General features: G+C 42.3%; 18 protein-coding genes and 1 riboswitch. Of the genes, 13 read left to right on the top strand and 5 right to left on the bottom strand.

Going from position 1 to position 22,044, the window contains the following annotated elements:
- The first annotated feature begins 371 nt into the window (after positions 1 to 371).
- From ACYVLS_RS08565 to ACYVLS_RS08535, 7 genes are all read left to right on the top strand, one after another.
- The gene (locus ACYVLS_RS08565) at positions 372 to 902 is read left to right on the top strand and encodes a polymer-forming cytoskeletal protein (RefSeq protein ID WP_460323573.1); all 531 of its coding nucleotides are present in this window, start codon (positions 372 to 374) and stop codon (positions 900 to 902) included.
- A 367-nt stretch (positions 903 to 1,269) separates the two neighbouring features.
- Positions 1,270 to 1,839 carry a polymer-forming cytoskeletal protein gene (locus ACYVLS_RS08560; RefSeq protein ID WP_460323571.1) on the top strand — a complete coding sequence of 190 codons (570 nt, stop codon included), beginning with the start codon at positions 1,270 to 1,272 and terminating at the stop codon, positions 1,837 to 1,839.
- Positions 1,840 to 2,199: 360 nt separating this feature from the next.
- Complete coding sequence (locus ACYVLS_RS08555; RefSeq protein WP_460323569.1) at positions 2,200 to 5,079, top strand: sigma 54-interacting transcriptional regulator; 2,880 nt, start codon at positions 2,200 to 2,202, stop codon at positions 5,077 to 5,079.
- A 213-nt stretch (positions 5,080 to 5,292) separates the two neighbouring features.
- Entirely contained in the window at positions 5,293 to 5,784 is a 492-nt protein-coding gene (locus ACYVLS_RS08550) for a mannose/fructose/sorbose PTS transporter subunit IIB (RefSeq protein WP_460323567.1), read from the top strand.
- 48 nt (positions 5,785 to 5,832) lie between these two features.
- Positions 5,833 to 6,807 carry a mannose/fructose/sorbose PTS transporter subunit IIB gene (locus tag ACYVLS_RS08545; protein WP_460323565.1) on the top strand — a complete coding sequence of 325 codons (975 nt, stop codon included), beginning with the start codon at positions 5,833 to 5,835 and terminating at the stop codon, positions 6,805 to 6,807.
- 27 nt (positions 6,808 to 6,834) lie between these two features.
- Positions 6,835 to 7,632, top strand: coding sequence for a PTS mannose/fructose/sorbose transporter subunit IIC (locus tag ACYVLS_RS08540; protein ID WP_460323563.1), 798 nt, complete (start codon positions 6,835 to 6,837; stop codon positions 7,630 to 7,632).
- 19 nt (positions 7,633 to 7,651) lie between these two features.
- Positions 7,652 to 8,593 carry a PTS system mannose/fructose/sorbose family transporter subunit IID gene (locus ACYVLS_RS08535; protein ID WP_460323561.1) on the top strand — a complete coding sequence of 314 codons (942 nt, stop codon included), beginning with the start codon at positions 7,652 to 7,654 and terminating at the stop codon, positions 8,591 to 8,593.
- A gap of 88 nt (positions 8,594 to 8,681) precedes the next feature.
- Here ACYVLS_RS08535 and rpoN read toward each other — a convergent pair whose 3' ends face one another.
- Positions 8,682 to 9,959, bottom strand: a complete 1,278-nt coding sequence (gene rpoN, locus ACYVLS_RS08530) for an RNA polymerase factor sigma-54 (RefSeq protein ID WP_460323559.1) — start codon at positions 9,957 to 9,959, stop codon at positions 8,682 to 8,684.
- Positions 9,960 to 10,068: 109 nt separating this feature from the next.
- On the opposite strand from rpoN, the gene ACYVLS_RS08525 reads away from it, so the two are divergent.
- Positions 10,069 to 11,766 (top strand): M3 family oligoendopeptidase, encoded by a 1,698-nt coding sequence (locus ACYVLS_RS08525; RefSeq protein ID WP_460323557.1) that lies wholly within the window; start codon positions 10,069 to 10,071, stop codon positions 11,764 to 11,766.
- Positions 11,767 to 11,864: 98 nt separating this feature from the next.
- On the opposite strand, the gene ACYVLS_RS08520 is transcribed toward ACYVLS_RS08525, so the two are convergent.
- Together ACYVLS_RS08520 and ACYVLS_RS08515 are read right to left on the bottom strand one after the other, a co-directional pair.
- Positions 11,865 to 12,947: a GNAT family N-acetyltransferase gene (locus ACYVLS_RS08520; RefSeq protein WP_460323555.1), complete on the bottom strand. Its 1,083-nt coding sequence runs from the start codon at positions 12,945 to 12,947 to the stop codon at positions 11,865 to 11,867.
- Positions 12,944 to 13,708, bottom strand: a complete 765-nt coding sequence (locus ACYVLS_RS08515) for a GNAT family N-acetyltransferase (RefSeq protein ID WP_460323553.1) — start codon at positions 13,706 to 13,708, stop codon at positions 12,944 to 12,946. The genes ACYVLS_RS08520 and ACYVLS_RS08515 overlap by 4 nt, the downstream gene beginning before the upstream one ends.
- 482 nt (positions 13,709 to 14,190) lie before the next feature.
- Here ACYVLS_RS08515 and ACYVLS_RS08510 point away from each other — a divergent pair, with 482 nt between their 5' ends.
- The 4 genes from ACYVLS_RS08510 (at position 14,191) to ACYVLS_RS08495 (ending at position 18,687) form a co-directional block, all read left to right on the top strand.
- Positions 14,191 to 15,642, top strand: coding sequence for a peptidoglycan DD-metalloendopeptidase family protein (locus tag ACYVLS_RS08510; protein ID WP_460323551.1), 1,452 nt, complete (start codon positions 14,191 to 14,193; stop codon positions 15,640 to 15,642).
- 253 nt (positions 15,643 to 15,895) lie between these two features.
- Positions 15,896 to 16,654, top strand: a complete 759-nt coding sequence (locus ACYVLS_RS08505; protein ID WP_460323549.1) for a TrmH family RNA methyltransferase — start codon at positions 15,896 to 15,898, stop codon at positions 16,652 to 16,654.
- Positions 16,655 to 16,842: 188 nt separating this feature from the next.
- Positions 16,843 to 17,370 (top strand): HD domain-containing protein, encoded by a 528-nt coding sequence (locus tag ACYVLS_RS08500; RefSeq protein ID WP_460323547.1) that lies wholly within the window; start codon positions 16,843 to 16,845, stop codon positions 17,368 to 17,370.
- Between the two features lie 120 nt (positions 17,371 to 17,490).
- Entirely contained in the window at positions 17,491 to 18,687 is a 1,197-nt protein-coding gene (locus ACYVLS_RS08495; protein ID WP_460323545.1) for a YibE/F family protein, read from the top strand.
- Between the two features lie 91 nt (positions 18,688 to 18,778).
- Here the strand turns inward: ACYVLS_RS08495 and ACYVLS_RS08490 are convergent, their stop codons facing one another.
- A complete protein-coding gene (locus tag ACYVLS_RS08490) occupies positions 18,779 to 19,639 on the bottom strand; it encodes an SDR family oxidoreductase (protein WP_460323543.1) in 861 nt (286 codons plus the stop codon).
- A 42-nt stretch (positions 19,640 to 19,681) separates the two neighbouring features.
- Positions 19,682 to 20,143, bottom strand: coding sequence for a hypothetical protein (locus tag ACYVLS_RS08485; protein WP_460323541.1), 462 nt, complete (start codon positions 20,141 to 20,143; stop codon positions 19,682 to 19,684).
- Positions 20,144 to 20,296: 153 nt separating this feature from the next.
- Positions 20,297 to 20,461, top strand: a riboswitch (M-box (ykoK) riboswitch).
- A 198-nt stretch (positions 20,462 to 20,659) separates the two neighbouring features.
- On the opposite strand from ACYVLS_RS08485, the gene mgtE reads away from it, so the two are divergent.
- The gene (mgtE, locus tag ACYVLS_RS08480) at positions 20,660 to 22,033 is read left to right on the top strand and encodes a magnesium transporter (protein WP_460323539.1); all 1,374 of its coding nucleotides are present in this window, start codon (positions 20,660 to 20,662) and stop codon (positions 22,031 to 22,033) included.
- The last annotated feature ends 11 nt before the right edge of the window (positions 22,034 to 22,044 follow it).

Here is a 22,044-nt window from a genome sequence, read left to right as displayed (position 1 = left end):
AGCCAGCTTGTCAAAAAAACTATCATGCCTCAGCTCATTATCAAGCCATCTCTACAAGGAAAACGAACGCTAAATTTCACATGAAAATTATTTTTAACAAGTGGCTAACTTAAACTTGAAATTTACATGAAGAAGATTTAGTACTTACTGGTGGATTCGAAAATAACAATGGAGAAGCTGAACGTAAGCTAGCTCTTTATGAACAGGATGCAGACCGTAACGTTACAGGTACATTCACTTTAACTGCTCCAAGCATCACAATTGAACAGGAAAGCGCACGCCTGCAGTACGGTACATTTGAAGGTGACGTATATGTTGACGCAGAGAATTTCCGTCTTATCGGTGGAACAATTGACGGAGACCTTATTTTCATGAGTGAAGAGTATGAAGCATCTGCTGAAATCGATGATGAAGCAACCATTACTGGAGAAACTCGTGTAGAAGCTGACAACGGCGACAATGATGATTCAGCTGACGTTACTACTGGAGCAACTCAAGTCCGTGTTAATGACGAAGAATCATTACTAGAGGGAATTTCTGATAATGGCGCCTGGATCATTATTTTTGAAGACAGCGTATCATCAGATGAAGAACTTGTTCTAACTGGTGGATTCGAAAATAACAACGGTGAAGCCGAACGTAAACTGGCTCTTTATGCACAGGATGCAGACCGTAATGTTACTGACACGTTCACTTTAAGTGCGCCTATGCTTACGATTGAACAGGAAAGCACACGTCTGCAATACGGAACATTCGAGGGTGATGTTTATGTTGACGCAGAAAACTTCCGTTTAGTTGGCGGAACCATTGATGGCGACTTAATCTTTGCAAGTGAAGAGTATGAAGCATCAGCTGAAATTGATGATGAATCAGAAATTACTGGCGAAATCAGAGTAGACTAATAATAAGAAGCAAAAGCCCGACCTGCCAAAAGGTCGGGCTTTTGCTGTCTGTAGCATTCTGATCTGGTTTTTTTAGTAAATAAGTAGTATAAAATAATAGATAAATCGGGTCTGTTTTTGTATAGTAGTAATAGACTCGATAACAAGGCTTGGGCGAAGTTGTGAAAAACAGCAGTAATTATTAGAAAAAGATGAGGAATAGCTTAATTAATTCTATTACGGTCTATTGTTGACTACTTCACAATTCTAGTCTATAGTATACTGTAGTAGTGAATAGGAGAAGAACTGTCCGGATGTATTCTCTCCATCTTCTCCTTTCATTCTATGAACTTAATAAAATTTCCATCAGGAAAGGTAAGGGATAATTATGGAATTTTTGAAAAAGAAATTAGCAGCAGGTGCTGCAGTTATCGCTTTAGGCGGATTTTTAGCAGCATGTGATACAGACGACGACGCAGCAGAAGATATGGAAGTTGTGGACGAAGGCGAAGAAACTGAAGATGAAGATGCAGTAACAGCTGCTTCTATCACTGACGATGCAGATCAGGTTGTTGCATCATTGAGCACTGACGGAAACTGGATTACAGCTATTACAGCTGACGTAGATGTAAATGACGACATTACAGTTGCTGGAACTTTCCACAACCAAGGTGACGAAGACCAGGATGAATACCGTAAGTTAGCATTATACGCTCAAGACGAAGACCGTAACGTAACTGACGAGTATACATTATCAGTTGGTACAATGACTGTTGAATCACCAAACTTCCGTATTCAAGAAGGTACTCTTGACGGAGACGTTTATGTTGACGCAGAAGGATTCGAATTATACAACGCTACTGTAACAGGTAACGTAACATTTGCATCAGAAGACCTGCACGAAGCAGCAATGCTGGATGAAGGTACTGTTGAAGGCGAAGTAAGCGTAGACGAATAAGCATTCTCAGTTTTTATAACAGACTATACCACCTACGGACATAGGAGAGAAAGGTATATATTATAAAGATTAAGCAAAAAGGGGGCAGCTCTTTGTGTGTTATCACATAGAGCTGCTTTTTTGTGTGCAGAAAAAAACTGTCATGTTAAGCAATATGACAGTTTTCTGACGGAATTCGTTATGCTGCTAGCTCAACATACGATAGGTGCTCCAGTTCTCATTATCTCACTGGATACTGGCAACTCACCCCGTAATTGACCCCTGGGAAATCGATTATTTACGGATTTATTTATAGTGTATTCTAGTGTGTCACTGTGTTGATATATGTAGTATACTGTGACTAACTAAATGCAAAAGTTGATGGAAAGAATTAAGGAGGTGAACCAGTTGAATCGAAAAGATCGCGTATATGCGTTTGTTAAACAGACCAGTGCTCAATTTTCGCCTAGAGAAATTGAACTAGGCATGGGTGTCACAACAAAAGAGGTGTCAGAAGAGCTGGATATTCTGAGAAGCAACGTATCAAAGGACTTAAATCAACTGGTTAGAGAAGATAAACTTAGAAAATTGGATGGACGACCGGTTCGCTTTGTAACAGTCGAAACGCTGAGACACAAACCGCTTACCGAGCACGTTCCCAGTTACAAGGAAGAAAAGCGAGAAAACAAGGGCGTGACCCAGGAAGTATTTGACTATTCCTACAAAGAGTCCAAAGATATTTTCCAGTCCATTATTGGTGCAAATGGCAGCATGAAAAATGCAGTGGATCAGGCGAAAGCGGCAGTTATGTATCCGCCCAAAGGATTGAATACACTCATAACTGGACCGACTGGTTCCGGGAAATCCTTCTTCGCTCATGCGATGTTCCGTTTTGCCCAGTCACACGAACTGATTGACCCGGAAAAAGAGCTGATTGTATTCAACTGTGCAGATTATGCCAATAACCCTGAATTGTTAATGAGCTACTTATTCGGCTACTCAAAAGGCGCATTTACCGGTGCGGCAAACTCGAAAGAGGGACTGATACAAAAAGCCGACCAGGGGATGCTGTTTCTAGACGAAATTCACCGCCTGCCTCCAGAAGGTCAGGAAATGATTTTTTATTTTATGGATACCGGAAAATACAGCCGGCTTGGTGAAACAGATAAAAACAAAGAAGCGGATGTCCGTATTGTTTGTGCAACCACAGAAGATCCCAAGTCAACGTTTCTGGATACCTTTATGCGGCGAATTCCCATTACTATTCATATGCCTGCTTTTAAAGAAAGACCGGTCATCGAACAGCTTGACTTGCTGAAATTACTCACCGGACTGGAAGCAAACCGTATTCAACGGAAGATAACACTGACAGAAGATGTTGTAAAAGGCTTGATAGCCAGTGTTGGTTACGGGAATATTGGTCAGTTAAAATCAACAATTCAACTGGTCTGTGCAAGAGGGTTTATGAACCAATTGAATCGAGATGAAATAAATCTAACCGTAAAAGATATTCCAGATACGGTACAGTCTCAGCTTGTTGGCCTGTCTTCCAGCCGCTTGGAACAGAAAGAACTGTCCAATTATCTTGAAGCTAAAATAACGGTTAGTCCAAATGAACCCTTTTACAAGATGGAGATGGACTCCTACGAGCTGCCCTACAATATTTATAATATTATTGGAGATAAAGCAGCGCTCCTGGAAGCAGAAGGACTCGATCAGCATTCAATCAATCAGTACATTTCCACGGATATCAATGTACATTTAAAGTCCTTTTACCGCAATCACGGCTTTTCTCTTCAAACTGAATCTAAATTGGCTGATGTGGTCACTAAGGAAGTCATCGAGTTTTCCCGAGAAGTATCTTCTCTCGTTGAAGAAACTTTGGAATACAAGGTGAAGCAGAATTTTCTTTACGCAGTCAGTTTGCATATCAGCTCGCTGCTAAAAAATGTTTACAGTGGCAAGGAACGGAAAATGAATGACCGGATTCGTGAAATGGCGATGAATTATGCGAAAGAGTATGAAGTGGCATCCGTTATCAAAGATAGAATAGGAGACCATTTCAAAGTTGTCATCCCTGAAAGTGAAGTATACTACCTGACGGTTCTGCTGGTTTCTCTTAAAGAAGAGGAAGCCGCTGGACAAGTCGGTGTCGTTATTGCCACTCACGGTAAATCAACGGCAAGCAGTATGGCCAAAGTGGCTGAAGAGTTACTGGACCGTACGGGCATTGAAGCAATAGATATGCCACTGGATATGTCACCGACCACTGCCTATGAGCGCATTAAGCAGGCAGTCTTGAATGTCAGCCAGGGAAGCGGTGTGCTGCTGCTGGTCGACATGGGTTCGCTGGCGACGTTTGAATCCACGCTGGAGAGAGAAACGGGCGTAGTTGTCCGTTCAGTAGACATGGTCTCCACGCCAATGGTACTTGAAGCGGTCAGAAAAGCCTCATTAATGGATGTGGACATCGACATGCTTCACGAGGCGCTTCAAAAATTCAGCGGCTATTCAAATGAAATTAAGAATGCACACGATTCAGGAATGACTATCTCGAGAAAACCACCAGTCATTCTGGCTATCTGTGCAAGCGGTGAGGGTACTGCCCGAAAGATTAAGGAAATTATTGAAAAACCACTCAATCAGAGCAGGCACGAATCCATTGAAGTGAAAACCTGTTCAGTGGCGGATATGGCCGATAAAATTAATTTATGGCAGGAACGCTATGACATCATTGCTGCCACGGGCATAGCCGATCCGAAAATTTCTGCACCTTTTATACCGCTGGAGAGGTTCATAGAAGACGATCCGGTCGTTCTGATTGAGAAACTCGTTCGCAACAACGGAACAGATTTGTCAGCTCTGACGGATGAGCAGTCTGCTCGAGATACCGTACTGTCTTTTCTCGATGAGAACTATACCTTTTTGAATCCCAGGAAAGTCATACGCCCGTTATGGCAGTTCGCGGATGAATGTGCTCTTCTGAAAGCAGAACCTTTAAAAGACTATGCTTTTCACATCAATTTGATTCTCCATATGGCGGGGGTCATTGAACGGCTGATACACAAAGATAGCCTAGCTGAAAACACGCTTGACGATAAAAATATTGACGAGGATACGGTTAAAAAAGTAAAAGCCCATATAGAAAAACTGGAGCGGGACTTGTCCATTACTATTCCACTTCAGGAATACAGTTACATTAATTACTATATCTCTAATGACGAAGGCGAGATAGAGGAAATCGATACACTATTTGAATAAGTAACGCAAAGCGACACACTAGTTGATACAGATAATTAGTGTGTCGTTTTAGTGTGTCGATACAAATCCCGGCAAGTCAGTGTTTTTCACCGAACAGCGTTGGCACACTTCTTGCTTATATAAAGTAGAGGGGAAAAATCTGTATGAGTTTCAGTTTTTTTCCGACACTATTAAAGGAAAGGAGAGGACCTTAAAAGGAGGGATGTCATATCGATGGATATTCGACTGCTGCGCATTGATGATCGTCTGATACACGGCCAAGTGGCAACTACTTGGGCAAAAGTTACAGGAATCAGCCGTATCATTGTCGTAAGCGATGAAGTGGCGGGCAATCCACTTCAGAAAGCATTGTTAAAGCAGGCAGCGCCGCCTGAGATAAAAGCAAATGTCATATCAGTGCAAAAACTGATAGAAATAGCTTCTCATACTCTTTTAGAAGACGTTAAAGTAATGCTCTTATTTACCAATCCAACTGATGTAATGAATTGTTACAAGCAGGGGATACATTTTGACAGCGTCAACATTGGAGGCATGAAATTTACTGAAGGAAAGAAGATGGTTACCCACTTTATTTCAGTAAACCAGCAGGACATTGATGCATTCGTTTATCTGGATTCTATTGGAATCGAACTTGAGATAAGGAAAGTTCCCGGAGACCGCAGTCAGTTGATGATGGATGTCTTGAAAAAAGGGAGTTTTCTGTAAGTAGTAACTATAAAAAGCGAATAGTCGCTAGTAGTAGGAGGGAAATAAATGGTAGGAATTATACTGGCAAGCCACGGCGAATTTGCTGAGGGCATTCTGCAGTCAGGAACTATGATTGTAGGCGAACAGGAAAATGTAAAAGCTGTGACGCTTCTTCCAAGTGAAGGGCCGGATGATATTCGGAGAAAGATGGAAAAAGCCGTTGCATCATTTGATTCAGATGAAGTACTATTTTTAGTTGATTTATGGGGAGGTACTCCGTTCAACCAGGCTAACACGCTGTTTGAAGAAAATAAGGATAAATGGGCAATTGTAGCGGGGTTAAATCTGCCGATGCTGATTGAATCCTTTACCGCTCGTTTCTCAATGGACAAGGCACATGATATTGCCGCTTCGTTAATTGATGTGGCAAAAGACAGTGTCAAAGTCAGACCTGAAGAACTGCAGCCTGCTGAAGCAAAAGAAGCAGGAGCATCTGAGGAACCATCCAAACCACTTCCGGAAGGGACTGTAGTGGGAGACGGACAAATCGATATTCGTCTAGCACGAATTGACTCACGTCTGCTGCATGGTCAAGTAGCAACAGCCTGGTCAAAAGATGTCAACCCGACCCGTATTATTGTTGTATCTGATGATGTAGCGAAAGATGAGCTGCGTAAATCACTTATCACTCAAGCTTCACCACCGGGAATTAAAGCCAACGTTGTGCCGATTGACAAGATGATTGAAGTCTGGAACGACCCACGCTTTGGCAAGACAAGCGCACTGCTTCTTTTTGAAAATCCAACTGATGCCTGGCGTGTTATTGAAGGCGGAGTGGAAATCGAAGAAGTTAACGTTGGGTCAATGGCTCACTCCGAAGGAAAAGTCATGATTAACAATGTACTCTCAGTTGATGAAAAAGACGCAGAAGCGTTCAAGAAAATGAAAGACCATGGAGTCAAATTCGACGTCCGTAAAGTTCCATCCGATCAGAGAAAAGATATGTGGAACTTACTGAAAAAAACAAAATATGTTGATTAATAAACCTATCAAGGAGGGCAAATAAATATGGACTTTATATCAATTATACTGGTTGTTTTCGTCGCTTTCTTAGCGGGAATGGAAGGTATTTTAGACCAGTTTCAATTCCACCAGCCAATTGTTGCGTGTACGTTAATTGGACTGGCAACAGGAAATCCGACTGAAGGACTAATGCTTGGAGGAACACTTCAGCTTATTGCATTGGGGTGGATGAATATCGGTGCTGCAGTAGCACCCGATGCGGCACTTGCATCCGTAGCATCAGCTATTTTAGTTACGTATCACGGAGCAGGTGTATCAGAAGGGATTGCACTGGCGATTCCATTGGCTATTGCCGGTCAGGTACTGACAATCTTTGTTCGTACACTAACAGTTGCTATTGCACATGCTGCCGACAGAAAAGCAACCGAAGGCTCATTCAAAGCTGTTGAATTCTACCACATTGGTGCTTTGATGATTCAAGGTCTGCGTATTGCAGTACCAGCAGCAATCATCTTAGCTGTATCACCACAACTCGTTACCGATGCATTGAATGCTATTCCTGCATGGTTAACAGGTGGTCTGGCCGTTGCCGGGGGAATGATTGTAGCCGTTGGTTATGCAATGGTTATCAACATGATGGCAACTGCCAAGCTGTGGTTATTCTTCGCTCTTGGTTTTGCTCTGTCAGCAATTGGCGAATTGAACCTGATTGCAATGGGTATCATCGGAGTCGTGCTGGCTCTGCTTTACCTGCAGTTTGCACCTGAATTTAACCAAGGCGGAGGCGGTGGAGGAAATTCCTCTGGCGGCGATCCACTTGATGATATCTTGAATGACTACTAAAAAGGAGCGTTGATTAAACATGGCTGAAGAAAAAAAATACAAATTAACGAAAAAAGACCGTTTAAATGTATTCTGGAGAAGTCAGTTCCTGCAGGCTTCATGGAACTTTGAACGGATGCAGAATATCGGCTGGGCATATGCTATGATTCCGGCATTGAAGAAAATGTATTCTTCAAAAGAAGAACGTTCACTGGCTTTAAAAAGACACTTGGAATTCTTTAATACGCACCCGTACCTTGCAGCACCGGTTTTAGGTGTCACACTGACGCTTGAAGAAGAACGTGCGAACGGTAAAGAAGTTGATAACGCGGCGATTCAAGGGGTTAAAATCGGTATGATGGGACCTCTGGCCGGTGTCGGCGATCCAATCTTCTGGGGAACCATTCGTCCGGTACTTGGTGCCTTTGCAGCATCGCTTGCTTTAAGCGGCAGCTGGTTAGGGCCAATCATCTTCTTCCTGGCATGGAACATTATTCGTATGGCGTTCCTGTGGTACACTCAGGAACTAGGCTACGTTCAGGGTTCGAATATTACTCAGAACTTAGCTGGTGGATTGATGCAGAAACTGACTCAAGGTGCTTCTGTTTTAGGTATGTTCATCCTGGGAGTACTGGTTCCAAGGTGGACCAATATGCACTTCCCAATGGTTCTCAGCCGGGTGGAAAATGACCCGCAGGAAATGGTTAACTTCGGTGAAATTGCCGAGGCGGCTAATGAAGGACTTCTTTCTGGAGACATGCTGAGAGGCGTGGTGCAGGAAATTCAAGCTGGTTTAGCCATTGAACCGGTAGAAGTGACTACTCTTCAAAACACACTGGATGAACTGCTGCCAGGACTGGCACCTCTTCTCTTAACTCTTGCCTGTGTCTGGTTGCTTCGTCGGAAAGTCAGCCCAATTACTATTATTGGCGGATTGTTTGTACTAGGAACACTCGGTTATGTATTAGGTATTCTTGGGTAAATAGTTTATAAAAAAATCCTGCAAGCTCAGTCTATTCGAGCTTGCAGGATTTTTTTGTTTTCTCTGGATTAGCGAGTTTCTGTGGGTATCACGCTTTACGTTCAGTAGAGGAGGGAATCGACAGCTTCTGCCTGTATTTGTTTACGCCTCTTCTTGAGAGCTGTATTCCGGATGCTTTTAGTTGATCAGATAAAGCCTGATCTGAATAAGGCTTATTTTTGTCTTCTTCCTGAATCAGTTTTAGTAGCTGTCTGTCAATCTGGTCCTGAGAGCCTCCACCAGCTGTTCGGCGAGACAGGAAGGATTTCAATTCAAAGGTACCTGTTTTTGTCTGAATATAGGATTCCCTAACCGCTCGACTGACTGTTGATTCATCCAGCTGCAGTTCCTGAGCGAGATCATTTAATTGGAGAGGGACCAGTCCATTTTCTGGCTGTTCAAAGAATTGACGTTGATGCATGACAATGGCCGTGCCGACACGTAAGACTGTTTCCCTTCTTTTTTTCAGACCGTTCTGGAGAACAGTGTATTCCTGTTTCTTTTCTTTAATGTAACGAGTGACTGACGGGTCCTCTCGTTCTGCCAGCTCATTAAAGTAGTCTATATTGAAAGTCAGAAGCGGCGTCTTATATTTCGTTTCCGATACAGTCAGCTCGCCGTTCTCAGTGGTTACACTCAGCTCGGGAAGAATAAAAGGGGTCTGGCGGTCCATAAACTGCTCAGCCGGCGCAGGTGAGAGCTTCTGAATAAAAGCGAATATTTCTCTGACAGTCTCTTCCTGGATGCCGTAAAATTCAGCAAGATAACGCCATCTCTTTTGACTCAGAGCCTCGAACTGCTCTTCCAGAATAAGATAAGCCATTTCCGGTGACCAGTCCAGGCGTTCGGTCTGGAGCATTAGGCTCTCCTGCAGCGAACGGGCGCCTATGCCGGGTGGGTCGAGTTGCTGAAGCAGGGTCAGGGCATCAATCAACTGGACTTTGGTTGCGCCAGTTTCTTTGACCGCCTCTTCAACAGATTTGGTAACATAGCCTTTGTGGTCAAGCTGATTAACCCACCAGAATAGGAGCTCTCTTAAATAAGTCGGCCGGTAAAGCAGTTCTATCTGTTCTTTTAAGTAAGTGAACAGTGAAGGCTTATCAGCCGCAGTTTCTTCTATGACAGTGGTACTGTCTTTTGCCGAAACTTGTGTGAGACGGCTCTCGTTTTCCGGAAGGTCAATTAGCGGATTCCCAAGGATAAGATTGTTTAAATGATTGGATAATTCGATTCGGTTCAGCTGAAGCAGTTGGACGTTTTGTACGAGATTCGGAAGATAGGTCTGTTTTTGTTTTTGAGACTGATGAGGGACTTGTCTGTGATTCATACTATCGCTCCTTTCTTTGCTTATTTTACCACAAACAGAGAAAGGGTATTACCATTCTGAAACCGTATGCTATACTTAAGGAAATTAATACTATATTAGGAGGAACACTATGAAATTTTCAGAATATACTTATGAACGTCCGGAATTTGACCGCTACAAAAAAGATTTTCTCCATCTCGTTGAGAACCTCAAGGATGCAGAGTCGCTTGCGGAAGTGAAGGAGGCTATTGATGCGGTGTCCGAACTCTCTGCTTCACTGGAAACAATGGGAACGCTGGCATCCATTCGCCATTCGATTAATACAAAAGATTCCTTTTACCTAGAAGAAGACAAGTACTGGAATGAATACGGTCCCTATTATCAGGAACTGGGTACCTTATACTATCAGGCAATCATGGATTCACCCTATCTGGAAGAACTGAAAGGGGAGTACCCCCGAACCTTTTTTCAGAACATGCAGTTTGAACTGGATTCCTTCGATTCATCCGTCATAGATTTGCTTCAAAAAGAAAACCAGTTGAGTAGCGACTATCAGAAGTTGCTGGCATCGGCTGAAATTGATTTTGACGGAAAAACATTGACCTTATCCCAGTTTGGTCCGTATCTGGAATCAACCAATCGCGACACGAGAAAAGCAGCCTCAGATGCGCAATGGTCATTCTTTGAGGAAAACGAAAGTCAACTGGACCAGCTGTACGATGACCTTGTTAAGGTTAGAGATACCATTGCCAAAAAACTGGGCTTCAAAGATTTCGTTGAGCTAGGATATGTGCGTATGAAACGCTTTGACTATGACCGCGACATGGTGGAAGTTTACCGTAAACAAGTTATGGATTATGTGGTTCCCGTGACTCAAAAACTGGCCAAACGCCAGGCTGAGCGAATTGGTATCGAGAAAATGAAGCATTATGATTCATCCCTGCAGTTTTTAAACGGCAACCCTACACCTCAAGGCAATCCGGATTATATTATTGAAAACGGCCGTAAAATGTATCATGAATTGAGCAGTGAAACAGCTGATTTTATCGATTTTCTCTTTGATAAAGAACTCGTGGACTTGCTGTCTAAAGAAGGAAAGGCCGGGGGAGGCTACTGTACTTATATTCCTGACTATCAGTCACCGTTCATTTTTGCCAACTTTAACGGCACATCTGGGGATATTGATGTTCTGACTCACGAAGCAGGCCATGCCTTCCAGGTATTTGAATCACGCTGGATTAAGCAGCCGGAAATAGTATTTCCAACCTTTGAAACCTGTGAAATTCATTCGATGAGTATGGAATTCTTCACCTATCCATGGATGGAACTCTTCTTTAAAGAGGAAACAGAGAAATATAAGTTTGATCATTTGAGTGGAGCCGTTCGCTTCCTGCCCTATGGTGTTCTTGTTGATCACTTCCAGCATGAAGTATACGAAAATCCGGAGTGGTCTGCAGACAAGCGAAAAGCGGTCTGGAGAGAGCTGGAGAAGCAGTATCTGCCGGAAAGAGATTTTTCAGAGAACAGCTTCCTGGACAAAGGAACGTTCTGGTTCAGACAGGGGCACATCTTTGCTTCGCCATTCTATTATATTGACTACACACTCGCGCAAGTCTGTGCCCTCCAGTTCTGGAAACGGGCGATAGTAGACGAAGATAAGACTGCCTGGTCGGATTATCTGGCCATCTGTAAGGCTGGCGGAACGAAGAGCTTCCTAGAAACAGTCGAGACAGCTAAGCTGCGCTCCCCATTTGAAGAAGGATCTCTGGAAGGTGTTATTTCTACCATTGATCAGGCACTCGAACAAGTGGATGACAAGGCACTCTAAAGTTTAACAAGTTAAAAAAAAAGCCTTTAGTCGAACAGGCTGTAGAATAATTCTACGGCGCGTTCAACCGAAGGCTTTTTTGTATACTTAAAAAGCTGTCAGGAATCCGAGTCCAGCAAGTCCAATCTGTCCTGAAGGTCATCTATTTCAGATTGCTGGCTAAGGACATTCTCTTCGAGAGCAGTCAGTTCGGCTTCTAAATCCGACAGAAGCTCATCAGCTTTATTGATTGAGTCATTAACCGATCTCTCGTTTTCTACATTGTTTCTTTCTTGTAAATGCTGGTTAGAAAGAAATTCCGCTTGTTCCTGCTCACTTACAAAATGCCCGTGAAGCATCCAAGGAGAAGGCAAGTCGAATGAATGGTTATCAGGCAGCAATTTAGCTTCTTCTTCAGTAAGGTCCATCCAGATAGCATCCGTTTGGTATCGGTCTTGACTTTTCTTGAACTCACTTGATATTAGACTGAAGAGACCTGGTTGCTCCATGAAGTCTGACCAGGGATAGACAACATGTAGATATTTCCTGCCTTTTTCTTCTTCCCACATAAATACAACTCTGTTGGCCTCTTTGTTTTCAAAACACAGCCATTCGCCTAAACGGTCATCCGTAAACAATGCTGGGCGAGCAGGAAAAGGATAGTAGGCTTCAAACGGAAAGACAGATTTATCAAAATCAGGGTTGAGGTATGTCTCTTCGAGCCACTTTCTTTTTTTGTCAACCGACTCTACCCGCTGCCAGTTGGTCGCATCTTTCTGAGTAATTAGGGAACTTAAATCATCCGCTTGTGCCGCATAAAGTGTAGTGATGTGTGGGACATCCAGTTTCTTTAGAACTTTTTGAGCGGGGGTATTACGTTTTTCAGTATTTGCCCCAATCCATTTAATTCCGTCGGTTCGTTTCGCTTCATTATAAATGTATTCAGTAATAAGCGTTCCATAACCGTTCTGTCTGTAGCGGCTGTCACTTCTCAGTCGTCCTATCATGGCAAATTCCCCGGCAAATAAAGTATAACCGGCAACAGCTACAAGTATATCATTCTCAAATAAGCCGAAAAGCGCATTGCCCTCACTCGTAATGCGATCAAACACACGAAGCATATAATCGTCTTCCAGCTGGGTATCCATCTGTTCGTATAACGCAAAATCATTCTGGTACAGTTGTCTAAATGACAAACTCATTTTCTTTCCTCCTGAATCGTTTTTACAGCACCAATTCTAAAACCCTGGTAGCTGTATCCTTGTTTCTGATACATCGTACGGGGGCTGTCTTCAGCATCCGCCGCTAGAATAACTGTTTTATTTTTATCTCGTGCTTCTTTCATTATGACATGCTGAAGGGCGGAAGCTGCTCCCTGATGCCTGTAGTCTGGAAGGATAAACACCTCATCCAGCTCAATGGTATGATCCGCTTCAATAGTCAGGCAGGAACCGACTGCTTCGCTGTCCTTAAAAACGAGTCTGAGTTCGACATGTTCATCACTATGCAGGTCATCATAAAAAGGTTGCTTGTCTTCGGCAAATGATTCTGATATTTCCAGATCCTGTTTGTAGTTAATTGCTTTAAACAGTGGCAGAGTATCTTTCTGTACCTTCTGGATACTCCAGTTTGACGATTCTTTACCTAAAAAATCTTCCGGGTTTATAGAGTATAGCTCTAATTTCTCCAACCCATATTCTTTCTCATTTAAGTAGGCGAGAGTATCTGGAAGGATTCCAGTATTCTGGGGCCAGTAAAACTTTACATGGTTCAGGCCATATTCTTCTGAAAAAGTGGAGTGCATGTTTTCGATCAGCTTAAATTCTTCCACGGAAGGAGAATATAGAAGCTGAAAGAAATTGGAATCATATCTGAACGGCACGTCAGAATTATAATACTGCTCGAAAAATTCATTGGAATCAATACGTTGGCTATAAGGAAATAGGTCTTTAAATGATGGCATGGTCTCAGTCCTTTCTCATACTTTATTAGAATAGCAAATAAAAAAATAAATAGAAAGAAAGGAGTGATGGAGAGTGATAAGTTATTCAAATACATGTAAAACTCAATGTTATCGCTTTCGTAAATATTCAGTTGTTAAGAGGAATCTAATATTTGTCACTATTTGTTCACTATTAATATTGTCCGAAATGACTAATGTAACACTAAAATTCACGAAGAATGCTTTCGTAACAGGCAATAAGAGGTTTCCGTTTAGACAAACTTTAGCCAAATAATACAGTTATGTAACAAAAGGGCTTGTATTTTGTCACACGATTTAAAAGTTATTGGTGTTTTTCACATGTTATGATTTCCTTAGTGCTTCGAGAGGACGTTGGATTCTGACGTTTTAATAGACTTTATTACTATATAAGCAAACGAAGCAGTTGGAAAAATAAAAATACTAAACTTAAATGAATATTAATAGAAATGGGAGTCTTGGAATTGAATAAAAAACGTCTTTTAACCATGGTAGCTGTAGCGACATTTGCAGCACCAACCTTTAGTACATTAAATGTAGAAGCTTCATCACAACGAATGAGAGAACTTCAACAGCAGCAAGAAGAGCTGAACAGAAAATCAAACGAAGTTGACGGTGCGATTTCTGATAGAGAACAGCGAATGCAGGAACTTGACAATGAAAAATCTACTCTGGAAGCGGAAGTTGCTGAACTTCAATTAGATATAGATGACCTAGTCACAAGAATTGGAGAACAGGAAGAAGAAATCGAACGCATTGAAAAAGAAATTGAAAGACTGCAGGAAGAAATCGAACTGCTTATTGAACAGATTAACCGCCGTAATGAACAGCTTGAATCGCAAGCCCGTTCCGTACAGACTCAGGCAAACCCAGCTGACATTGTAGATATAATGTTAAACGCTGATAGCCTATCTGACTTAATCGGACGTATCGGTGTCGTAAGCCAGCTTGTTTCTGCTAACCAGAACATCATGCAGGCTCAACTTGACGATCAGCAGCAACTAGAAGACACTGAAGCTCAAGTCGTGAGTGAACAGGAAGAAATGGAAAAAGTTAAAGCTCAAATGGAAAGTGACCGTGCTACTTTACTAACTCAGCGCGAAACACTGGACACCAAAATCATTGAAATCGCAGAACGTTATGACATGACTGAAGATGAACGCGATTCTTTCATTAACGAACAGAATCTTATTGCAGAACGCGCAAGCAACTTAAGCGATGAAATGAGAGCTGAACAAGAGCGAATCATTGAAGCGGAACGTAAGAGACAAGAAGAGATTCGCCGTGCTGAAGAGCAGCGCAGAAGAGAAGCGGAAGCTAAGGCGAGAGCAGAAGCGGAAGCCGAAGCGAAAGCCAGAGCAGAAGCCGAAGCAAAAGCACAAGCTGAAGCTCGAGCAGCTGCTGAACGTCAGGAACAGGCAGCTCAGACGTCTTCCTCAAACAACAGCTCAAGCAGCAATTCAAATAACAGCTCAAATAGTAGTTCAAATAGCAATTCCAGCTCTGCAAACAGCACGCCAGCTCAGTCCAACTCAGGATGGACACGTCCGGCAAGCGGTCGTCTGACATCAGGCTTCGGTTACCGTACTCACCCTGTTCACGGTGGAAGAGCAATGCACAGCGGAATCGATATTGCAGGAAGCGGACCTATCCGTGCAACTCGTGGAGGAACTGTAACAACAGCATCTTACCATAGTTCATTAGGCTATTACGTGGTTGTGGATCACGGTGGTGGCTACTCATCAATGTATGCCCACATGACTCCTAATTTGTCTGTCTCACGTGGACAGCAAGTGTCTCAAGGTCAGCAGTTGGGAATTATGGGAACAACTGGAACATCAACCGGTGTTCATTTGCACTTTGAAATCCACAAAAATGGTCGTCCCGTCAACCCTGCGCCATATGTAGGAATGTAAGGATACCTTAATAAATTTAAGACACCATACTTGAAAAAGTGTTATAATTTGGAAGGACAACAGCCACAGCTGTTGTCCTTTTTAAGATTTAATTGATTGATCCGGTTAATACGAAGCATAGACGGGTAGGTTACTCAGAACTAGCCTCATTAAAAAAACATTGGAGACTCGGGTAGTAAGGCTTAGTGGAAATATAGATAATTTAAATAATTTCTGAGTCTTTACAACAATATAAATAGGAGTGACGTATATAGTGGAGAGAATAGAATCAGTACAGAACAAACAGGTAAAAGAATGGAAAAAACTGCTGACACGAAAAGGACGAAATAAACAGCAAAAGTACCTGATAGAAGGAGACCATTTAGTCGAGGAAGCGATAAAATCTGAGCAGTCAATTGATACGATTATTATCCGAGGCGATAGAGCTGATGAGTATAATACTTTTGGTTTAGAAGTAAATCAGGTGATTATTACATCGGAAATAGCTGACTTACTGAGTGACACAGTAACCAATCAAGGTGTATTCGCAGTGATGGAAATAATAGAAGAAACTGAAAAAATTGAAGGCAAAAAGCCGGTGCTGATGCTGGACGAGGTGCAGGATCCTGGGAATTTAGGTACATTAATACGAACTGCAGATGCTGCTGGGTTTGAGGGAGTTATTATAGGTAAAGGATCCGTTGATTTATATAACCCGAAAGCTCTGCGGTCTGCTCAAGGAAGCCACTTCCATTTACCTGTCATTCATGCTGACTTATCTCGGTGGATTGATTGGTTTGAAGAAAGAAAAATAGCTGTGTATGGGACTGCACTGGACAGCCGAGCCATTTCCTACCGTGAACTGAGCCCAACTGACTCGTTCGCTTTAATAGTAGGAAATGAAGGTAGTGGAGTGAATGCGGATATTCTAAATAAAACGACGGAAAATTTATATATTCCCATTAAAGGAAAGGCTGAATCTCTAAATGTAGCGGTCGCAGCAGGTGTTCTTATGTTCGCTCTGTCTAAATAAAGCTCAAATTATGACAAATTGGACACAAACACCATGTAAACGTTTTTAAAACGGCCTAACTACTTTAAAAATAACGCGTTTAGGAGTAAGATAGTTACTGGATGGGCGGTACGTACCGTTCTTATATAAACTTACTCAATCTAAACATGACAGTATAACTTACGAGACTATTAAAAAGGAGACATTCCATGGAATTTGTTCGTTCAATTTGGGAAAATGACAGTGACTATATGGCGTTAATTGAAGATTTAATTGAAAATGAAGAATTACTTAAACTGGATGAGATTACACATCATCATTATACAACTAGACTCATTCATTCTATATTTGTTTCATATGTCAGCTACCGAATTGCTAAACGTTTCAAACTGAATGTCCGAGCGGTTGCACGAGCTGGCCTTCTGCATGATTTCTTCCATGAAGGAAGAGATGAAATTGCGGCTATGGAGGAAGGGTCTCACAACTTCGTTCATCCAAAAATTGCCGTAAAAAATGCCCAAACCATTACAGAGCTGACTGAACTGGAAAAAGATATTATTCTGAAGCACATGTTTTTGACTACGACCGGTGTCGGTTTACCGCGTTACAAAGAAAGCATGATTGTCACTTGGGTAGACAAATATTGTGCAATAAACGAAGTTTCTACACCCGTGCGCATGAAAGTGAAAGAAAAAGTAACGGAGTGGAGCTTGAGACTAAGAGTTGTGCACGCTTAATAAGAATGAAATAAGTTCTTTACTTATTTTAAAATGAAAACATCAAAGACTAGGGAAAAGTGACCTGGTCTTTATTTTTTTAGCAAATTTCATTACGAAGAACTGAGAGGACAGATTACTTTGAAGAAAAAACTGATACTGATTTTAACGCTCCTTACCATGTTGTTGCCATTTTTGGCAATTGAAGCACAGGCGGGTGAGCTGGATGATGGCTTTGACGATCCGATGGGGGACCCAATGGATCCGGAAATGATGGAAGATTTGCCTGAAGATTATGATGAAGAAGAAGTCGAGCGGGCGAGAGTGCTGGAAGTTGAAGAAGCTGTAGGCCCGGCAGGTGATGATGAATTTTACAATGAGTCACTAGCCGTCCGTCTAGAAATTCTTTCAGGAGAAAACAGAGGAGAAGAAATAGATGCTGTGCATACGTTAACTGGGAATCCAGCCTACGATATGCATATTGAACCGGGAGACCGTGTACTAATCAGCACTTTGGAAATCGGTGGCGTATCAGAAGTATTCATAATCGAATACGAGCGGGATAGAGTTATATATATTGTCTTGGGTGTTTTTGTCCTGCTTCTTTTAATTTTAGGTGGACTTAAAGGACTTAAAACGATACTCACCCTAGGCTTGACAGTCTTGCTGATGCTGGGTGTTTTAATCCCCGGCTTACTTGCTGGCTACAGCCCAGTACTTTTAACGATTGGAATTTCCATAGTTGTGACAATCTTTACCCTTCTTGTTGTGGGAGGGCTGAACAGTAAATCCTACTCAGCAATCATTGGTGTCCTCGGCGGCGTATTTATTGCCGGAATGATTGCCTTTGTAGTCGGGGGCATGATAAATCTGACAGGCTTGTCTGGTCCGGAAGCATCGATGCTGATGTATATACCTCAGGAAGTCAATTTTGACTTCAGCGGGCTCTTGTTCGCGGGTATTATAATGGGGGCCTTAGGAGCGGTTATGGATGTGGGCATGTCCATCGCTTCTGCTATGGAAGAAATACGACAGGTTGACCCGTCCATCAGTACTAAAAAATTGATTCTGGCAGGTATGAACGTTGGGAAAGATATTATGGGAACGATGGCCAACACACTGATTCTTGCTTATGTCGGAAGTATGATTCCGCTATTACTTCTGTTTGCAGCTTATCAGCAGCCTTACGTGAGCATCATAAATATGGATATCGTTGCAACAGAAGTCATCAGAGCATTGTCCGGCAGTATCGGCTTGATTCTGACGATTCCATTGACAGCTATTACTTCAGGTCTGTTAAGAGACAAACTGAACCCGCAAACTACAGTAGAAATTTAAATAAGCGTTAAATCAACTAAATTAGCAGAGTTACAGAAAAAGCCCGGCCTCCTGAAATGCGAGGTCGGGCTTTTTAGTCTAGTTAAATAACCTATCCGTTGACTACTGTGCCACCATTAACGTGAATGGTCTGTCCAGTGACATAACTTGAATCGCTGGAAGCCAGATAAACATATGCTGGGGCCAGTTCGAACGGCTCACCCGGACGATTCAAAGGCACGCCGCCGTGCTCTTTATAGGAACTGCCAATAGTAGCTGGAATCAATGGTGTCCAGATTGGGCCGGGAGCTACTGCATTGACCCGCACTTTTTTCTCCAGAATTTCTTTGTTCTGAGACAGCGAGCGGGTGAAGGAGATAATCGCACCTTTTGTCGAAGCGTAATCCATTAGTCCTGGAGACCCTTTATAAGCAGTCACTGAGGATGAATTAATAATGGTTCCGCCTTCGGATAAGTGTGGAAAGACTTCTCTTGACCAGTAAATGGTTGAGTATATATTTGAGCGGAATGTCCGGTCCAGCTGAGCAGAATCGATATCGAGTATGCTTTCTTTCGGGTGCTGTTCAGCAGCATTGTTGACCAGAGTATGAATGCTTCCCCATTTAGACTGAATGGCAGAAACAGTTTCCTTTACAAAGTCTTCATCCCCAACGTCACCGGCAAAGCTCAGACATTTTACCCCCAGCTCTTCAATACGGCTGTGGGCTGACTTCAAGTCATCATTTTCTTCAATATCCACTAAAGCAACGTTAGCCCCTTCTTTAGCAAAGGCAATCGCAACTGCACGGCCAATTCCGCTGTCTGCTCCTGTGACAATCGTATTGAAGCCTTTCATTTTGCCTGCAGGCTTATAAGAGTCACTTTCTACTTGAGGGACTGGTGTGACATTTTTCCTGTCATCGTTTATCAGATAATCTTTTTTAGGTTCTTGTGTGTCAAATTTGTTTTCCATGTACAAACAACCTTTCCTTTTTATCTTATATGGACGGTGTGATTAAATAGGATCATTCATCAGCAGTTCATCATTAACCAGATCAATGACCTGCAGCTGATTATCCGGCATGACATAAATTGTTTTAAAGACCTGTTCATCATTTTCAGTAAAGACAAAGACACGTCTGCCGCCTTCTTCAGAAACGAGATAAGCCACGTAATCTTCCGGTACGAAAACATCCTGTTCCTCAAATTCTTCGTACTGGGTTAAATCTCCAATGGCTTCCGCATTTTCCAGTTCCTCGTCACTGACCGGTGCCATATCTTCATCGGATACAACCGCTTCATCAGCTTCGTCTTCCAGTGCCGCTTCATCTTCTTGAGTATCCAAATCTTCTCCGTTGACATCTTCTGTGTCCTGGACTTCTTCCGTGTCAATGTCATTGGTTTCTGTTTCGTCTGTCTGGCAGGCGGATAAAACTGCTCCAGCGGCCAGTAAGATGCCTAATTTTTTTAAATTCATGTCATTTCCTCCTAATAAATTTAACTAACTGTCATTATTAGTATAGCCAACAATGTCAAATCGTACAAAAATAACGATTGAACCGGCCATGTTTTTTTGATAAGAATTATTGCTTGATGAAACTGTAAACTTTCGTTATGATTAATAGGAAATAAATAACCTTGTTAGGTGAGGCTCCCATATGGAGAAACGCTACTGCCCAGAAATGTCTAAAGACGCCAATGGGTCAGCAAGAATCTTCGGATGAAGGGGATTTTTAATGTAGCTGAGATTGTCTCTATGCCATATGAAGCTGAAGCTCAACGACAGAGGTGTATGAAGATGAAGCTTTTTCATGTTCTTTACACGCTCTTAAAACAGTGTGTTTTTTATTTGCTTTAAACACGAACTGTAAATAACCCTAACTTTTTGGAGGTGAGGCGAATTGGATAAAGTTCCCTTGTGTAAGTCAGTTGAAATGTCATATAAGTCAGTTAATAATGATTCGCTAAACCATTGTAAAAAGGATGATTAACTATGAAATTAATGAAAAGCACAAAACAGAAGACCTATGAACAGGTTTTTCTGGCAGCCAAAAGAAATGACCGTGAAAAATTCAGAGAATTATTTTTAAGACTGCATGATCGTGATCAGCATGAAGTTTTTCACCTGCTTTATCCGGAAAAGAAGCGTAAAATCTCTGAATTTCTATCGCCGGAAGAATTTGCAGAAATTTTTGAGTGGATGGAAACTGAAGACCAGGAAGATGCGGTTCAATACTTGCCTGACGCATATATGGCCGAAGTGTTCAACTTTATGGCTGCCGATGATGTGGCTCACTTCCTGACTGAAAGTGACCAGACAGATAATCAGACCCTGCTTGATATGATGGACGATGAAGAAAGCCGACGAGTTCAGGAGCTCCTTTCTTATGCACCGGAAACAGCCGGTTCCATCATGACGAAAGAATATATTGCCATACACTACAAACAGACATTAAGTGAAGTGATCGAACAATTGAGACAAATCGGTCGTGAAGCGGAAACGATTTATTATCTCTATGTCGTAGATGAAAAAGAACGACTCGTTGGAGTACTGTCTCTTCGCGACTTGCTCTTGTCACCGGAAACAGAAACAGTGGAAAATATTATGTTCACACAGGTTGTCTCTGTCAAAATTGACGAAGACCAGGAACAAGTGGCTCGAACCATACAGGATTATGATTTGCTGGCTATACCCGTTTTGTCACATGACGGCATTATGAAAGGTATTGTAACTGTTGATGATGTTATGGACGTTCTGGAAGAAGAGGTAACGGAAGACTTTAATGAATTCGCTGCGATTAAAAGAAGCGATGACGACAGCCGTTCAAGAAAATCTACACCATTCAGTACAGCAAAGTCACGTACGCCTTGGATAGTAATTCTATTGTTCTTAGGGATGATTACAGGGGGACTCATTGGTGCCTTTGAAGAAACTTTGGAATCCGTAGTTTTGCTAGCTGCCTTTATCCCGATGATTATGGATACGGCGGGGAATGTCGGAACTCAGTCACTTGCCGTTGCTGTTCGTAACTTGAACATTGATGATGACAGAGACAAAACCAGCATTTTCCAGACCATCAAGCACGAATTTGGCGCTGGAATGATGATAGGGTTGGTTGCAGCAATTGTATTGGTCGGAATTGTTACTGTTGTTTACGGAAATCCCGTTCTGGCATTTATCATCAGTGTATCCATGTTCATTACTGTCAGTGTATCGACCGTAATCGGGTCTGTTATTCCCGTGATTATTAATAAATTTAAAATCGATCCTGCTGTGGCATCTGGTCCGTTTATCACGACCATCAACGACTCTCTTGGTCTGATTATTTACTTTACGATTGCTACAATGCTCATTGAAAGATTGTAAGAAAGCTTAAA

It is taken from the genome of Alkalibacterium psychrotolerans, assembly GCF_054784355.1.
This window is presented reverse-complemented; position numbering and strand designations above follow the sequence as displayed.

Coding starts and splice junctions, on each gene's coding strand:
- ACYVLS_RS08490 (WP_460323543.1), bottom strand. CDS start 19,639: ATGGAAAACAAATTTGACACACAAGAACCTAAAAAAGATTATCTGATA.
- ACYVLS_RS08560 (WP_460323571.1), top strand. CDS start 1,270: ATGGAATTTTTGAAAAAGAAATTAGCAGCAGGTGCTGCAGTTATCGCT.
- ACYVLS_RS08525 (WP_460323557.1), top strand. CDS start 10,069: ATGAAATTTTCAGAATATACTTATGAACGTCCGGAATTTGACCGCTAC.
- ACYVLS_RS08535 (WP_460323561.1), top strand. CDS start 7,652: ATGGCTGAAGAAAAAAAATACAAATTAACGAAAAAAGACCGTTTAAAT.
- ACYVLS_RS08540 (WP_460323563.1), top strand. CDS start 6,835: ATGGACTTTATATCAATTATACTGGTTGTTTTCGTCGCTTTCTTAGCG.
- ACYVLS_RS08545 (WP_460323565.1), top strand. CDS start 5,833: ATGGTAGGAATTATACTGGCAAGCCACGGCGAATTTGCTGAGGGCATT.
- ACYVLS_RS08520 (WP_460323555.1), bottom strand. CDS start 12,947: ATGAGTTTGTCATTTAGACAACTGTACCAGAATGATTTTGCGTTATAC.
- ACYVLS_RS08500 (WP_460323547.1), top strand. CDS start 16,843: ATGGAATTTGTTCGTTCAATTTGGGAAAATGACAGTGACTATATGGCG.
- mgtE (WP_460323539.1), top strand. CDS start 20,660: ATGAAATTAATGAAAAGCACAAAACAGAAGACCTATGAACAGGTTTTT.
- ACYVLS_RS08485 (WP_460323541.1), bottom strand. CDS start 20,143: ATGAATTTAAAAAAATTAGGCATCTTACTGGCCGCTGGAGCAGTTTTA.
- ACYVLS_RS08515 (WP_460323553.1), bottom strand. CDS start 13,708: ATGCCATCATTTAAAGACCTATTTCCTTATAGCCAACGTATTGATTCC.
- ACYVLS_RS08565 (WP_460323573.1), top strand. CDS start 372: ATGAGTGAAGAGTATGAAGCATCTGCTGAAATCGATGATGAAGCAACC.
- ACYVLS_RS08550 (WP_460323567.1), top strand. CDS start 5,293: ATGGATATTCGACTGCTGCGCATTGATGATCGTCTGATACACGGCCAA.
- ACYVLS_RS08555 (WP_460323569.1), top strand. CDS start 2,200: ATGGAAAGAATTAAGGAGGTGAACCAGTTGAATCGAAAAGATCGCGTA.
- rpoN (WP_460323559.1), bottom strand. CDS start 9,959: ATGAATCACAGACAAGTCCCTCATCAGTCTCAAAAACAAAAACAGACC.